Origin of the sequence: Novosphingobium sp. AAP93 (genome assembly GCF_001296055.1) — a bacterium.
GTDB lineage: Bacteria > Pseudomonadota > Alphaproteobacteria > Sphingomonadales > Sphingomonadaceae > Novosphingobium.
The window spans coordinates 1-14,206 of the sequence record NZ_LJHZ01000015.1 but is presented as its reverse complement, the minus strand read 5'-3'; the positions used below and the strand labels follow the sequence as shown (position 1 = coordinate 14,206).

Here is a 14,206-nt window from a genome sequence, read left to right as displayed (position 1 = left end):
GAGCGAAGTCGAGACACCAAGCGCAAGGTGTCTCGACTTCGCTCGACACGAACGGGAGGGGATGGTGGGGGCGTTAGACCCCTACCATCCCCGCCGTGCTAGCCCCATCGATCCCGTATTCCGATCCGGAGATGAAGCCCGCTTCATCTGAAGCGAGGAACGCGACCAGCGCGGCAATTTCTTCTACCCGGCCCATGCGGCCGATGGCAGACATCGCGTTGAACTGCGCGCGCGCGGCGGCGCTGTCGGGGCTGCGGTCGATGACGCCGCGGATGAGCTCCGTCTCGACCACGCCGGGGTGGATCGAGTTCACCCGGATCCGCGTCTTGAGATTGGCGCAGTGGAGCGCGGACGACTTCATCAGTGCGATAAGCGCGCCCTTGCTCGCCGAATAGGCGACGTAGTTGGCAAGCGGGCGGTAGGCGCTCATCGACGAGTTGACGATGATCGAACCGGCGGGGCCATCCGGATTGGCGCGCATCGCCCGGATCGCGTGCTGGATCGTGAGCATCACGCCGGTGAGGTTGACCCCCATCACGCGCTGCCACGCTTCCAGGGTGATGTCCTCGACGCTGCTGTCGCCCGTCTCGATCCCGGCATTGGCGAAGGCAATGTCGAGCCGGCCATGCTTGGCCTTGATATCGGCCATGAGGCTGTCCCACGCGGCGGCGTCCTCGACGCGGTGGGGGGCGAATTCCGCCCCTGTTTCGGCGCAGAGCGCAGCGGCGGCTCCAGCCTTCGAGCCGGTGAACACGACCTTTGCGCCTTCGCTGGCAAGGCGCCGCACGGTGCCCGCCCCGATACCCGAGGTGCCCCCGGTGATCAGCGCCACCTTGCCGTGAAACCGTCCGCTCATTGTGCTCTCCCTGATGTCAGGGGCGTGATCCTAGAGCGGGCTTGGGCGGGGACCTACTGGCATTTTGGTTTGGGATCAGCGCTGCCACACCCGCCGTTCATCCACCGTGGCAATCGCGCCAGCGGTCCCGACGGGTTCCACCGCGCCATCCATGAAGAACGCGCACATCCCAGCATCCGCCACATCGATATGGCATAGCGTACGCTTGCCGTCCGGCGTGCGTGCAATGACCACGCCGCTCGAAGGCACCCCGTCGCGGTTGTGGAACACGGTGTAGCTTTCGACCTTCGCGGGGCCGACGTAGTCCTTGTCCAGCTCAGGGATCGGCCCCCGCGCGGCGTCGGCTTCGGCCTGATAGTCGAAGTCCTGCGGGAACTGAGCCGCAGCAATCGGCTGGCGCGAGATGACGATGCAGTGGTTGTCGGTGGCATAGCCGCCGTTGGCGAAGAGGAACCCGGTCTTGCCGTCGCCGCCCCGCAGGCGCTCCACCATCGAAACGACCGCGTGGCTCATGTAGTTGGCGATGGGGCCGCCGCCGAAGGTGAGGCCGCCGAACACGGTGGCGGGCTTGTCGAGCGGCCAGCCGAGCACGCGGCGGGCCATCTTGGGCACGCAGGGGAAGCAGCTGTAGAGCTCGACATGGTCGAAATCCGCGCCGGTCATCCGGTTGAGCTCCAGCGTCCGGCGGATCGCCGTGTCCATGCTGGACGAGCGGTCATAACGGTCGCGGCGCAGGATGCTGGGGTCTTCCTTGGCGGCGGCGCCCATGCCGACGAAGATCATGCGCTCTTCGGGAATACCGCGTCGCCGCGCTTCGGCGAGGCTGGCGACGATGAAGCCCGCGCCCTGGTTGACCGACGAATTGGCGACCGTGAGCTTGGTGTAAGGGAACGCAAGCGGGCGGTTGGCAGGGCCGGGGGTGAGGATCTCCTCGGCGCTGACCGCCTTGCGGATCCACGCGCCTTCGTTGGCGGCGGCGACGCGGCTCATACCCGCCCAGATCGCGCCGCTTTCGGCCTGCGCTTTGGCGAGGGTCTGGCCATAGGCGGCGCGGCCAGCGTTCTCGTAGATCGGGTAGACATCGACCGGAGCGGTGAGGCCATGCGCTTGGGCATAAGTGGGATCGCGGCGGGTCGAGACGTTGCGGACGGCGTTGTAGCTCTTGTCCTCGCCTTTCGCGGCAAGCTTGGCGAGGCCTGCGGCAGTGCGCAGCGCTTCGGCGCCGACGACGGCGGCGAGGCTGGCCTTGCCTTCACCGATGCGGTTGGCGGCTTCGTTGAGCAGGCGGATCGGGGTGTCGCCGTGGGGGGCTTCGGACTGGTAGTTGATCGGCGGATGAGCGCCGATCTTGCGCGCCACGCTGTCGCACAGGTTGCCAAGATGGCGGAAGCTGATCTGGTCGACGATGGCGAGGCTATCGAGATCGGCGAGCATGTTGCCCCCGGCATCCGCCTCGGCAAGACGCAGTGCGGCCGCCATCAGCGACGGGGGATCGAGGCCGAGCTGCGGGTCTTCGGGCCGGTCGTTGAGCTGGCCGACGCCGATGATGACAGGGATACGTTCCGGGTCGGTCATGGCAGGATCGGTCATCAGGCTCATCGGGCAGTCTCCAGATAGGATTTGGTGGCGACCATCTCGCGGATCTTTGCCGGGGTCGTTTCGAGCACGCCGGCGGCCTCGAGAGATGCACATTCGGTTTCGGTGAGGCCCAGCCAGTCCTGCATCACGGCGTAGGTATCCTGGCACTGAAGCGGGGCGGGGCGGCTATCGGGATCGGGCATCCAGTCCCAGATCGCGGGGCGGCGCTCGGCGGTCATCGGCTCGGGAAGCAGATCGTGCGGCTCCTCGCGGAACAGGCCCCGCGCGGTGTAGGTGGGGTGATCGGCAAGATCGGCGGCGCGGAGCATGGGGGCGGCGGGGATGCCGGCCTCCTGCAGCGCTTCGGCGGCCTCGCGCGCGCTCTTGTCGGCCAGCCAATCGGCGAGGGGCTGCGTGCCGATCAGGGCGGCGAGGCGCTGGCGGTCGGCCTCGTCGCGCAAGGATACGACGCACCATTCGTCTTCCCTGGCGCACGCGTAGACGTCCGAAGGTCCAGCAGATGGCGCGAGGTCCAGTGCAGTGGCCGCCACGTCCGTCGCAAGATGCGCGAGCATGACTTCGGCCTGGCTGACATCGACATGGCCGCCGCGTCCGGTGCGCCGACGGCGGGCGAGGAGCGCCATGACCGCGCTGGCGCCGATCCTGGCGCAGACATGGTCGGGGTAGATCGTGACCGAATCGGAGAAGCTTTCCGGATCGTCGGGATAGCGCCACATCGCGGTGAGGCCTGCGGCTGCGCGCACGAGCGGGCCATAGCCCATGCGCTTCGACCACGGGCCGGTGCGGCCGAAGGCGCTGGATTCGACCGCGATCAGGCGCGGGTTGAGCTTGCTGAGTTCCTCGTAGCCAAGGCCCAGCGATTCCAGCGTGCCGGGCTTGAAGTTGGACAGCATGACATCCGCATCGGCCACCATGCGGCGGAGCAGGGCCTTGCCGTCCTCGGACTTCAGGTTGAGGCCGAGGCTGCGCTTGTTGCGGTGCCCGGCGCCGAAGCTGCTGGACAGGCCGATCTTGAGCCAAGTCTGCCGCGAGCCATCGGGGAAGGCGGCGGATTCGATCTTCACCACGTCGGCGCCGAGATCGGCGAGCAGGCGGCCCGTCTCGGCGCCGACGACGATCACGCCGAGGTCGAGCACCTTCAGGCCTTCGAGGGGGCGGCCGGGCTGGGCGTTGGCGGGTGCGGGTCGGGAGGCAGCGCTGCCGGCGTGGACCGGCCCCATGCGCTCGCCGTCGAGCACGATCATGCCGCCAGGCACGGGAACAAGGCCAAGGCCGGGGAGGTCCACCTTGGTAAAGGTGCCGCGCGCGCGGATATGATCGGCAGCGAGGCAATCGTGGAGGGTGTTGAGGCCCGCGAGGGGGACGCCGTGCTGCTGGCCGAGCTCCGCGATCTCGGCGCGGGTCTTGTCCGCCAGAAAGGCCTGCATCGCGGCGAGCAGTTCCCTGCTCTTGAAACGGACCATGATGTCGTTGAACTCAGGGCCTGCAAACTCGGCGGGCGAGCCCATCATGCGGTGCATGCCCTGCCACTGGCGCGGGGCGAGAACGCAAAGGCGGACGTAGCCGTCAGCGACCGGGATGATCGGATACTGTACGCCCTTGGGCGGCCTGCCCGGTGGCAGCGCAGCGGCGGGGCGGCCATTGGTGGCGCTGCCGGAAATGCCGAAGGCGGGATCGAGCGCCTGCATCGCGCCGTCGAGCGCGGCGTAATCGACATGCCCGCCGGTGCCGCTCGTCAGCGCCTGCGTCAGCGCAGCCATCGCAACATAGGCCCCTTGCGCGACGGCGCATTGCACCGCGATCTCGCCCGGCGGCAGCAGCGGCGCCATGTCCTTGATGCCGGAGCGCGAGAGTTCGGTGGTCAGCGCGTGCAGCACGGCATCGGTCCACTGCCAGTGCGACAAGGCATTGCCGCGGCCAAAGCCGGTGGCGGTCATGTGGACGAGCGCCGGATGAGCAGCGCGCAAGGCGGCCCAGTCGATGCTTCCTTCGGACAGGTCTTCGATGATGAGGTCGGCGCCCGCGAGGTGACACGTCAGGTCGGCGGCTGCCACAGACTCGATTCGCTTGCCGAGATTGGCGGTCCAGTACTCAAGCTGCGCGCGGTGATCGCCGGAGGGGCAGGCGCCGCGCCCGTCCACTTCGAGGCGGATCACCTCGGCGCCCAGTTCGCGCAGGATACGGGCGATTCCTGCCAGCGGGCTGGCGACGAGATCGATCACGACGAGGCCGGAAAGCGGGCGCTCGATGGCCTCTTGCTGCACTGCCGGAGCCTCCCTCACGATATTATTGGACGGATGGCGTCCATAAAGAATAGAACAAGGCCATGCAACGCACATCCGATGATTCCGCGCTTTCGATAGGGACCAGACCCCGGGGCCGTCCGCGCAATCCGGATGTCGAGGCGCGCATTCTGGCGGCCGCCGCGCAGGTCTATGGGGCGGGGGGCTGGGCGGGCTTCAGCCTCGATGCGGTGTCGCGTGCGGCGGGGATCGGCAAGTCCACGCTCTACGCGCGCTGGACGAGTGGGGAGGACTTGCTTTGCGCCATGATCCAGCAGCGCTGGCAAGCAGTGGCGACCATCGATAACGGCAGCTTGCGCGGCGATCTCACCGCGTTCGGCTCGCTGGTGCTCACTCGCTATCTGGAGACGGGTGGCGGCATAGCGCGGCACGTGCGGCGCGATCTGGCAGGGCATCCGGAACTGGCGGCGCGGATTGGCCCGGTACTCGGGGCGCTGACCGAGCAGGCCATTGCGATCCTGCGCCGGGGCCGCGCGCGGGGTGAATTGCGCGAGGGGGTCAGCCCTGCGCTCGCTTCCGACATGTTGCTTGCGGCGATGGAAACGCACGCCGGGCGGATTGGTCCGGGCGAGACGATGAGCGAGCACGCCATCGCGACATATGCGGCGCGGGTGGCGGACCTGCTGATCGGAGGCATCGGGACATGAGCAGCGCTGTCAATATGGGCAGGTTTGCGGCGGCGCCTCTCGTGGAAGAAATGCGCGTCAGAGGGGAGAGCAGGGCATGACCTGGCGGACGATCACGGTGGAGAAGCGCGGCGCGGCGGACTGGCTGACGTTGAACCGGCCGGACATGCTCAATGCGATTTCGCTGGAGATGGTCGACGAACTCAGCGCCTATTTCGGCGCGCTCTATAGCGACCGCGAGACGCGTGTGGTGGTGATGCGCGGGGCGGGCCGGGCGTTCTGCGCGGGGCTTGATATCAAGGACCGGCAGGCAGCGAATGGCCCCGATCCGTTCGGCGGGGGCTTCGGCTTTCAGGGCCATCTGGCGGACGTCTATGTGAAGATGCGGCGCTGCCCGCAGCCGATCATTGCGCTGGTGCAGGGCGCGGCTTGCGGCGGCGGTTTTGCCTTTGCTCTGGCCGCAGACATCCGCGTCGCGGGGACAAGCGCCAAGATGAATGCGGCTTTCATCAAGCTTGGCCTCTCTTCCTGCGACATGGGGGTGAGCTATTTCCTGCCGCGGCTGGTGGGCACGTCGGTGGCTTCGGAACTGATGCTGACCGGGCGGTTCATCCATGCCCAGCGCGCGCTGGCGACGGGGCTTGTGAGCGAGGTGGTGCCCGATGACGAGCTTGAAGCCGTTGGTGAAGGCTATGTCGCCGAGCTGCTCGCCGCCTCGCCCAAGGGGCTGCGGATGACCAAGGAGGGGCTCAACCTCGCGGTCGATGCGCCGAGCCTCGAGGCGGCGATGGCGATCGAGAACCGCAACCAGCTGATGACCGCTGCCAGCCCCAATTTCGCCGAAGGCATGCGCGCCTTTCTCGAGAAGCGCGCGCCCAACTACATTCCCGACTGAATGGACCGCTTGTCATGACCCATCCCAAATACCCGTTGGTGTTTTCGCCGCTGACGATCCGGGGCAACCGGCTCAAGAACCGCATCATCATGGGCTCGATGCATTCGGGCCTCGAAGACTTGCCCGATGCGGCGGAGCGGCTTTCGGCCTACTTCGTCGAACGCGTGAAGGGCGGCGTCGGCATGATCATCACCGGCGGCATTACCCCGCACGAGAGCGGCGGGCGCGGTGCGAAGCTGAGCGAGCCTTCGGAAGTGCCGATGCACCGCGCGGTGACCGATGCGGTGCACGCCGCCGATCCGGACGTGAAGATCTGCATGCAGATCCTGCATTCGGGCTCGATCGCCAATGTGCGCGAGCCGGTCGGGCCGTCACCCGTGCGCTCGCGGCTGGCGCGCGTCGCGCCGGTGGAGCTCGATGAGGAAGGGATCGAGGAGCAGATCGCCGCGTTCGCCAATTGCGCGTCGCTGGCAGTGCAGGCGGGCTACGACGGGGTCGAGATCATCGGGTCGGCGGGCTATCTGATCTCCACCTTCCTCGTCGAGAAAACCAACCAGCGCACCGACCGCTGGGGCGGATCGTGGGAAAACCGCATGCGCTTTGCGGTCGAGGTGGTGAAGCGCGCGCGCGTGGCGCTGGGCGACGACAAGATGCTGATCTTCCGCATTTCCGCGATGGACATGCTCGAAGGCGGTCTGGCGTGGGAAGAAGTGGCGAGCCTCGCCAAGGCGCTCGAAGAGGCCGGGGCGGACGTGATCAGCACGCACTTCTGCTGGCACGAGAGCCAGGTGCCGACGATTGCCACGATGGTGCCGCGCGCCGCCTTCGCGCAAGTGACGGGCAAGCTGCGCGATGTCGTCTCGATCCCGCTGATCACCAGCAACCGCATCAACATGCCGCATGTCGCGGAGGAAGTGCTGGCGCGGGGGGATGCCGATCTCATCTCGATGGCGCGGCCGATGCTGGCCGATGCGGAGATCGTGAAGAAGGCGTGGGAAGGCCGCGAGGACGAGATCAACACCTGCATCGCTTGCAACCAGGCCTGCCTCGATCACACCTTCACCGGCCAGCTGACCAGTTGCCTCGTCAACGCGCGCGCTTGCCGCGAGACGGAGATCACGGTTGCTCCGGCAGACAAGGTGCGCCGCATCGCGGTGGTGGGCGCAGGGCCGGCGGGCCTCGCCTATGCCACCATCGCCTCCGGACGCGGGCACATGGTGACCCTGTTCGATGCGGCGGAGGAAATCGGCGGGCAGTTCAACCTCGCGCGCAAGATCCCCGGCAAGGAGGAGTTCGACGAGACCATCCGCTATTTCGGGCGGATGATCGAGGTGAACGGGATCGAATTGAAGCTCGCCACGCGCGTCAACGCCGACATGCTGGCGGCGGGCGGTTTCGACGAGATTGTGATCGCCACCGGGATCACGCCTAGGAAGCCCGATATTGTAGGCATCGATCACCCCAAGGCGGTCCGCTACGTCGATGTGATCACCGGCAAGGCCGAAGTGGGCCAGAAGGTCGCGATCATGGGCGCGGGCGGCATCGGTTTCGATGTCGCCGAACTCATCACCCATGCCGGAACACCGGGCTCGCTCGATATCGACGTTTTCGCGAAGGAATGGGGCATCGATTTCAAGAACCACCCGCGCGGCGGGGTGACCGGTGTGGTGCCCGAAGTCGCCTCCAGCGGGCGCGAGGTCTGGCTGCTCCAGCGCAAGGCGAGCGCAGTGGGCAAGGGTCTGGGGCGCACGACGGGCTGGACGCATCGCATCACCTTGCAACGGCGCGGCGTGCAGATGCTGGGCGGGGTCGAGTACGACCGGATCGACGACGCGGGCTTGCACATCCGCGTGGAGGGCGAACCGCGCTTGCTGGCGGTCGATACCGTGATCGTTTGTGCCGGGCAGGAACCGGCGCGCGGGCTCTACGACGAACTGGTGGCACGCGGGCTTTCGCCGCGGCTCATCGGTGGGGCCTACGAAGCAGCCGAGCTTGATGCCAAGCGGGCGATTCTGCAGGCGACCGAACTGGCAGTGGCGGTCTAAAGGCTGTTCTGCGGGGCCTACGCCGGGAAGCCTCCTGTCCTACAAGGCCGGTTTATGAGAGGGTGAAGCCATGCGCTTCCCCTCCCACCCCGCGCTTGGTCATGGCCGCCCTGCTTCAGGGCGAGGGCGGGCAATTCCTCGCGGCCAGTACCCGGGTCCGCAACTGATCGACTCTGGCGATCAAAATCGCCGCACTGATCGAATGCAGTTATTCCTCAGGGCCGTGTCAACCGTGTCAACTTGTCCCGAAACGGGACCTGACCCGCGTCCATCACTGGCTGCGGCCGCGCGCCTGCACGGTAAGGCGGCGGGCCTCGACTTCCTCGGGCTTGACCGCCGAATTGGCGGCCGAGGAGCGGCTCGCTTCCAGCGCCATGCCTTCGCCGAAGGGCAAGGCATAGCCCTCGTCGATCAGCGCCTTGTAGGTGCGCAGGAACGTGGGGTCGATCGAGGCCATGTCGCGCGCCAGTTGCTGTGCGGCGTGGAGGAGGTCTTCGGGTTCGACCACGCGGTTGACCAGCCCCCAGCGCTCTGCGGTGGCGGCATCGAGGAAGTTGCCTGTGAAGGAAAGCTCCTTGGCGCGGCTGATGCCGATCATGCGCGAAAGCTTCTGCGACAGGCCCCAGCCGGGATAGACGCCGACGCGCGCATGCGTATCGGCAAAGCGCGCATTGGTGGACGCGATCAGGACATCGCAGGCGAGCGCGACTTCAAAGCCGCCGGTGATGGCGACGCCGTTGATCGCGCCGATGACGGGCTTGCGGCAGATCTCGATCGCCTTGACCGGGTTTTCCGACGCGCCCTCGGCGTTGGCGGCGCCCAAGGCCCCTTCGGTCGAGCCCAGTTCCTTGAGATCGAGCCCGGCGGTGAAGGCGCGGGTGCCGGCGCCGGTCAGCACGACGGCGCGCACCGCATCGTCCGCATCGAGCGCGGTCATCACTTCAGCAAGGCGGGCGCGCAGGGCCTTCGAGAGGGCGTTCATCGCCTCCGGGCGGTTGAGCGTGACGGTGGCGACGCCATCGGCGATATCGACGAGGATGAGATCGGTCATGGGCCAAGTCCTTGGGGAAGCTGCGCCGGTTTGACCATGGCGCGCGGGCAGGTGCACCTCTGCTTATTGCGAAGGGGGCGCGATTCCGGCGTAGAGGTCCATGAAGTTGCGGGCGGCATCGCGCTCGCCAGCATCCTTGAAGGCGACATCGAGATCGGGCGCGCTGCCGAGAATGTACATCAGCGCCCACAGCGCGAAGCGGCGGGCGGGATCGGTTTCGAGCCCGAAATCGACAGCGAGACGTTCCGAGCCGGCTGCAAGCTCGCCTGCGCTCAGACCGCCAAGGTCTGCAGTGCCGAAGTAGCGGCGCATCAGGTCGTCAAAGCCCACTGGAATGTCCCTCCCCGAGACGAAAACGGCACGCGAGAGGAGGTCTCCCGCGTGCCGTCCTTGTAGCAACCTGCGCCCGCACGGAGCGCGAGCCGGATCAGCCGTTCAGCTTGTCCTTGACCGACTTCGCGGCGGCGAAGGTCAGCTTCTTCGAAGCGGCGATCTGGATGGTGGCACCGGTCGAGGGATTGCGGCCTTCGCGGGCCGGGCTTTCCTTGACCTTGAACTTCCCGAAGGCGCTCAGCGAAACTTCTTCGCCCTTGGCAGCCGCATCGGCAATCGCCGCGAACACGGTGTCGACCAGCTTCTTGGCATCGGCCTTGGTGAGGCCCGCGCTGGCAGCAACGGCTTCGGCGAGTTCAGCAGTATTCATGATCCCAAATCTCCAACGGTTGGACGCGCCGGTTAGCTTGGGCCGCGCCCGTCGTCCAGCCATGCGCGGCGAGAAAACGCTGGAATCTGGGGGAATCTGACGACCCGGGCCGCGCGAACGCCGTGCGGAAGCGTTCCGGGTCCGTACGGGCGAGGCGCCGGCGGTGGTGCAAACACGCGGAAAACACCACGGTGCCGGGATGAGGCCGACGACCAATCAGATCAGCCGCTTTTGTGCAGCAACATAAGCGCATTGGTTTAGCAGAAAGTGCAGCGCGGATTGGCACTCTGTTCAAGATCGGATCTGTTGAGTCCTGGCGGTGCACTGCCGATTACTACCAATCCGTCCGTGCGGCTGCGGACACAAATCTTGCGCGCCGACTGGAATTGGGAGCAGTTCTGGCCGCACTTCAGTCGCGCCGACAGCTGTGATCCGATAAATGGATTCCGGTCAAGGCGGACCCGAAATCCGCCACTTTTTGCACAGGATTGCGGTGCGCTGGAGGGCTGACCCGCGCCTTGTTGTAACATTCCGCGGTGCCGATCCGAAACTCGGGCATAAGCTCTTGGGAGATGCGCAATGATCACCTCACTCCTGTTTCTCGCCGCTGCTGCGCAGTCGGTCGATGCTGATCCGGTGCAGCCCCTATACGAGGATGCCCAACTCGGCAGGCAGATGTCGGTCGAGGAAATGAAGCGCGATCTGGTCGGCAGTTCGTTCGCGTTCGACAGCCCGGAAGGCAAGAACCTGTTCTATGTTGCCGAAGGCGGCGTGCTCAAGGGCGTGATGCCCAAGGGCGAGAAGTTCGCGATCAACTGGCGGTTCCGTGAGTACGACAATCTGTTTTGCTTCGAGACCGGCGATGTTGCTTCGAGCGGCTGCGTGCAGATGATCCGCGATGGCGAGAAGGTCAGCATCCGTCGCAAGGACGGTGTGGTGGAATTCACCGCAACCATGGCGCACGGCAATGCCTACAACCTGTGAGTGATACGGCGCGGGTCGCCCCCGCTGGGCACATGCGGCGATGCCGGCTGCGTCCGGCGTTCAGTAGCGGGCCGCCGCAGGAGGACCTGCCTCAGCCGCCCAGCCAATCGGCACCAAGCTCGCCCTGATGCCCCTCGGGCGCCAGCGCGGTGCGCAAGGCTTCGAGCAGCGGCGGCAGGGCCTGCGTGAAGGCATAGGGCGGATTGACGATGAACAGGCCGGCGCCGTTGTAGATGCCGGGCTGGTCGTTGTCGTAGAGCCAATGCTCCACCTGCAGGAGCTTCGGGATGCCGAGCTTGCGCAGCTGTTCGCGCCACCGCACATGGGTTGCGCGGTCTTTTAGCGGAAACCAGATCACCGTCACCCCGTGAGCCCATTTGCGGTGTGCGGCGACGAGCGTGGCGGTGATCCGCGTGCGCTCGTCCGTCTGTTCGTAGGGCGGATCGACCACCACCACGCCGCGCGGGGAGCGGGGCGGCAGCATCGCCAGCCAAAGCTCGTAGGCGTCGCGTTCGTGCACGGCTGCCCCGGTGCCGCGCATCACGCCGCGAAGGACCTGCGCGTCCTCGGGATGCTTCTCGTTGACGATCAGAAGATCCTGCGCGCGCCGCAGCTGCGCCAGAATTCGCGGCGAACCGGGATAATGCCGCGGTTCGGTGCCCCCATTCACCGCCAGTACCGCAGCGCGGTAGTCGCTCAGCAAGGGGTTCTGATCGGCAAGGGCGCGCAGCACGCCCTGCGCCGCCTCGCCGGTGCGCAGCGCCGCTTCGCCGCCAAGGTCGTAGAGCCCGCAGCCGCCATGCGTGTCGATCAGGGTGAGCGCGCTTTCCTTCTGCTGCAAGGCCCGCACGAGCGCGATCAGCAGGCAGTGCTTGACGACATCGGCGCTGTTGCCGGCGTGGAAGGAATGGCGGTAGTTCATGCGGTCTTGGGGGCTGACGAACTGCTTTGATACGTAGCGCACGAGCCGGGCGCGAGGCGATGGCACGGGCCAATGCGGTGCCCGTACAGAAACAGCCGGGAACCTTCAAAGCACTTCTGCGCTCGCGGCGCGGCGCTAGGGCGCCCGCAGCGCAGCGATCGCCGAGAGATCGCTTGCAATTGCATCAGCGTGCGGCGTGAGCGTTTCCTCCGTCACGCCGAGACGGTTGATCCACGCGGTGCGAAAGCCGAACCACTTGGCGCCCAGCGCATCCCAGCCGCTGAACGCGACAAAGCCGATCTCCTCGCGCGGCAAGCCGAAATGGTGCGGCGCCATCGCATAAGCGCCCGACGACGGCTTGAAGGCGCGCACCCGGTCCGTGCTGAGCGGCGGGTCCATCCACCGGTCGAGTCCATTGCTGCGCATGTTGGCCAGCAGCATGTCGGCGCCAAGATTGGACAGGAAAGCGAGCCGGACCCCCGCCTCGCTCAGCGCCGCCAGTGTCGCGGTGGTGTCCGGCCAGGCGGGCAGCTGGCCATAGACTTCGACAAGCGCGCGCTTCTGCTGCGGTGTCAGATCCACATCCTATGCACGCGCCACGTTGCTCCCCCGGCGCGTCAAGCTGATGGACGCTTGGGCTGAATACTGCGCGCGCACCGCCACGGCTGGCGGCATCGTCACGCCGATTCGGCAGGTTGAGGCCGTCTAAGGTTTCACCGGGCACTAGGCCCGATGGAAGCGGGCCAGCGCAGTGATTGCGCCCGAGTGCTGACCTTGCCCGTCAGGTGTAGTGATCGACTTGCCAGTGTGGCTCGTCGGCGCGCCGCCCTGAGAGGTCATCGGCAGCATGTGCTGCGCACTTCCCGGCGAGTTCGGGATGACGCAAGGTCAGGTCTTGGCGCGTTCCATGATCCAGTCGGCCGTGACCCGAGGCTGTGTGAGCGGAAACATATGTCCGCCTTCGATCAGCTTGAGCTCGGCGCCCGTGATCGCTGAAACGGTCGGCTGGCCATGAACCGATGGGTCCAGCAGGAGATCGCCCTTGGCAAACATGATCCCGACCGGAAGGGAAAGCTCGCCATTTCGGCGCGAGCCGCCTCGACATCGCCGCAAGCCGCCACGAACGCTTCGGGACGCAATGTGAGCGCGGCGCCGCCCCGCGTCTCGAAATCGGCCGGGAAGGGTTCGGGTCCGAAAACCTGTGCATTCGCCGCATCTGCTCCAAGGCGGCCTGCGGGCGCAGCCAGGGTCCATGCCAGCAAGGTGCGGACCAATGGTGACTTCAGATCGAGCGCCTTGAAAACTTGCGGAATGGTTTCGATGGGCTGGGTGAGGGGTGCGAGCAGCGCAAGGCCGCCAATCTTGCCGGGATGAGCAAGCGCCATTGCCAGAGCAATCGCACCGCCGAGGGAATGGCCGACCACCAACGGCCGGTGCAGCCCGAGCTTGTCCATCAGTTCGGCGATCATCGCGCCCTGCACGGCAAGGCCGCGATCGCTGTCACCGTGATAGGCCGAATATCCCGATCCCGGTCGGTCGACCACGATCAGTCGGTGGTGGGGCGCGAGTAGCTCGCTCAGGGCATATGTGAAGTTGCGCAGCTGGCCGCCCAGACCGTGCACCAGAACGATCGGTGATCCCTCGCCAGTGTCGAGGTAGTGCAAGCGCGCGCCCTTCACATCGGCGAACTCCCCATCGGGCGGCACCAGCTCTTCGGCGCGCTTGCGATTCCAGGCGGTGAACGCGGCCAGCCCCGCAGCCGAGGCGAGTGCGGTGGCGCCGCTGCCCATGATGGTCTTGAGAAAACTGGCCATGGCGTCGCGGTCCTTCCAAGGTGCGGGGGAAACCTCCATCTCATGGCGCTACCATTTCCGCAATTTCACATAGCGCCTCGGGGTAGTCTGATCATCGGGATGTACTGCATTCTTCCGGCGGCCATTCCGGCCCTCGGAGAACGATCATGGAGATGCCTGAAACCAAATCCACCAAGCGCCAAGCCTGGAATGCTGGCAGGACCGTCGGCGCGAAACGTGCACTCAAGCCAAAGCAAATTTGGGAGATCCGATTTTACCTCAATCAGCGCCGTCGCTTGCGAGATAGAGCACTGTTCGACTTGGCAATCGACAGCAAGCTTGGGCGCTGTGACCTCGTCCGGATGAAGATTGGTGACCTGCCCCCCGCTGGTCCCGCGGTCATAACGAGAGTCCGCCGGTTTGATATTC

13 protein-coding genes and 1 pseudogene are annotated in these 14,206 nt (G+C 66.3%); 5 read left to right on the top strand and 9 right to left on the bottom strand.

The window, feature by feature from the left end; genetic code table 11:
* Window positions 1-73: 73 nt before the first annotated feature.
* The 3 genes from IP83_RS02730 to IP83_RS02720 all read right to left on the bottom strand — a co-directional run bounded on the left by IP83_RS02730 (window position 74) and on the right by IP83_RS02720 (window position 4,719).
* Window positions 74-856, bottom strand: a complete 783-nt coding sequence (locus IP83_RS02730; RefSeq protein WP_054120675.1) for an SDR family NAD(P)-dependent oxidoreductase — start codon at window positions 854-856, stop codon at window positions 74-76.
* Window positions 857-931: 75 nt separating this feature from the next.
* Entirely contained in the window at window positions 932-2,455 is a 1,524-nt protein-coding gene (locus IP83_RS02725; RefSeq protein WP_231624876.1) for an acetyl-CoA acetyltransferase, read from the bottom strand.
* Window positions 2,452-4,719: a CoA transferase gene (locus tag IP83_RS02720; protein ID WP_054120674.1), complete on the bottom strand. Its 2,268-nt coding sequence runs from the start codon at window positions 4,717-4,719 to the stop codon at window positions 2,452-2,454. The genes IP83_RS02725 and IP83_RS02720 overlap by 4 nt, the downstream gene beginning before the upstream one ends.
* Before the next feature lie 62 nt (window positions 4,720-4,781).
* Between IP83_RS02720 and IP83_RS02715 the strand changes: the two genes are divergently transcribed.
* The 3 genes from IP83_RS02715 (at window position 4,782) to IP83_RS02705 (ending at window position 8,324) form a co-directional block, all read left to right on the top strand.
* Window positions 4,782-5,405 (top strand): TetR/AcrR family transcriptional regulator, encoded by a 624-nt coding sequence (locus IP83_RS02715; protein ID WP_054120673.1) that lies wholly within the window; start codon window positions 4,782-4,784, stop codon window positions 5,403-5,405.
* 76 nt (window positions 5,406-5,481) lie between these two features.
* The gene (locus IP83_RS02710) at window positions 5,482-6,279 is read left to right on the top strand and encodes an enoyl-CoA hydratase/isomerase family protein (RefSeq protein WP_054120672.1); all 798 of its coding nucleotides are present in this window, start codon (window positions 5,482-5,484) and stop codon (window positions 6,277-6,279) included.
* Between the two features lie 14 nt (window positions 6,280-6,293).
* On the top strand, window positions 6,294-8,324 hold the full coding sequence (locus IP83_RS02705) for an NADPH-dependent 2,4-dienoyl-CoA reductase (protein WP_054120671.1): 2,031 nt from the start codon (window positions 6,294-6,296) through the stop codon (window positions 8,322-8,324).
* 271 nt (window positions 8,325-8,595) lie between these two features.
* On the opposite strand, the gene IP83_RS02700 is transcribed toward IP83_RS02705, so the two are convergent.
* From IP83_RS02700 to IP83_RS02690, 3 genes are all read right to left on the bottom strand, one after another.
* Complete coding sequence (locus IP83_RS02700; protein WP_054120670.1) at window positions 8,596-9,375, bottom strand: enoyl-CoA hydratase; 780 nt, start codon at window positions 9,373-9,375, stop codon at window positions 8,596-8,598.
* 63 nt (window positions 9,376-9,438) lie between these two features.
* Window positions 9,439-9,705: a hypothetical protein gene (locus tag IP83_RS02695; RefSeq protein WP_054120669.1), complete on the bottom strand. Its 267-nt coding sequence runs from the start codon at window positions 9,703-9,705 to the stop codon at window positions 9,439-9,441.
* Window positions 9,706-9,802: 97 nt separating this feature from the next.
* On the bottom strand, window positions 9,803-10,078 hold the full coding sequence (locus IP83_RS02690) for an HU family DNA-binding protein (RefSeq protein WP_054120668.1): 276 nt from the start codon (window positions 10,076-10,078) through the stop codon (window positions 9,803-9,805).
* Window positions 10,079-10,657: 579 nt separating this feature from the next.
* Here IP83_RS02690 and IP83_RS02685 point away from each other — a divergent pair.
* On the top strand, window positions 10,658-11,062 hold the full coding sequence (locus IP83_RS02685; protein ID WP_054120667.1) for a hypothetical protein: 405 nt from the start codon (window positions 10,658-10,660) through the stop codon (window positions 11,060-11,062).
* 91 nt (window positions 11,063-11,153) lie between these two features.
* Here the strand turns inward: IP83_RS02685 and IP83_RS02680 are convergent, their stop codons facing one another.
* The 3 genes from IP83_RS02680 to IP83_RS02670 form a co-directional block, all read right to left on the bottom strand.
* Window positions 11,154-11,984 carry a 23S rRNA (adenine(2030)-N(6))-methyltransferase RlmJ gene (locus tag IP83_RS02680; RefSeq protein WP_054120666.1) on the bottom strand — a complete coding sequence of 277 codons (831 nt, stop codon included), beginning with the start codon at window positions 11,982-11,984 and terminating at the stop codon, window positions 11,154-11,156.
* 135 nt (window positions 11,985-12,119) lie between these two features.
* A complete protein-coding gene (locus IP83_RS02675) occupies window positions 12,120-12,566 on the bottom strand; it encodes an HAD family hydrolase (RefSeq protein WP_054120665.1) in 447 nt (148 codons plus the stop codon).
* A gap of 383 nt (window positions 12,567-12,949) precedes the next feature.
* Window positions 12,950-13,798, bottom strand: coding sequence for an alpha/beta fold hydrolase (locus IP83_RS02670; RefSeq protein ID WP_054120664.1), 849 nt, complete (start codon window positions 13,796-13,798; stop codon window positions 12,950-12,952).
* A 146-nt stretch (window positions 13,799-13,944) separates the two neighbouring features.
* Here IP83_RS02670 and IP83_RS20795 point away from each other — a divergent pair.
* Window positions 13,945-14,206, top strand: a pseudogene (locus IP83_RS20795) (hypothetical protein); the annotation flags it as partial.

Excerpts from the sequence above, each read along its gene's own strand:
- IP83_RS02715 (WP_054120673.1), top strand. The coding sequence starts at position 4,782 with ATGCAACGCACATCCGATGATTCCGCGCTTTCGATAGGGACCAGACCC.
- IP83_RS02670 (WP_054120664.1), bottom strand. The coding sequence starts at position 13,798 with ATGGCCAGTTTTCTCAAGACCATCATGGGCAGCGGCGCCACCGCACTC.
- IP83_RS02705 (WP_054120671.1), top strand. The coding sequence starts at position 6,294 with ATGACCCATCCCAAATACCCGTTGGTGTTTTCGCCGCTGACGATCCGG.
- IP83_RS02730 (WP_054120675.1), bottom strand. The coding sequence starts at position 856 with ATGAGCGGACGGTTTCACGGCAAGGTGGCGCTGATCACCGGGGGCACC.
- IP83_RS02685 (WP_054120667.1), top strand. The coding sequence starts at position 10,658 with ATGATCACCTCACTCCTGTTTCTCGCCGCTGCTGCGCAGTCGGTCGAT.
- IP83_RS02680 (WP_054120666.1), bottom strand. The coding sequence starts at position 11,984 with ATGAACTACCGCCATTCCTTCCACGCCGGCAACAGCGCCGATGTCGTC.
- IP83_RS02690 (WP_054120668.1), bottom strand. The coding sequence starts at position 10,078 with ATGAATACTGCTGAACTCGCCGAAGCCGTTGCTGCCAGCGCGGGCCTC.
- IP83_RS02725 (WP_231624876.1), bottom strand. The coding sequence starts at position 2,455 with ATGAGCCTGATGACCGATCCTGCCATGACCGACCCGGAACGTATCCCT.
- IP83_RS02700 (WP_054120670.1), bottom strand. The coding sequence starts at position 9,375 with ATGACCGATCTCATCCTCGTCGATATCGCCGATGGCGTCGCCACCGTC.
- IP83_RS02710 (WP_054120672.1), top strand. The coding sequence starts at position 5,482 with ATGACCTGGCGGACGATCACGGTGGAGAAGCGCGGCGCGGCGGACTGG.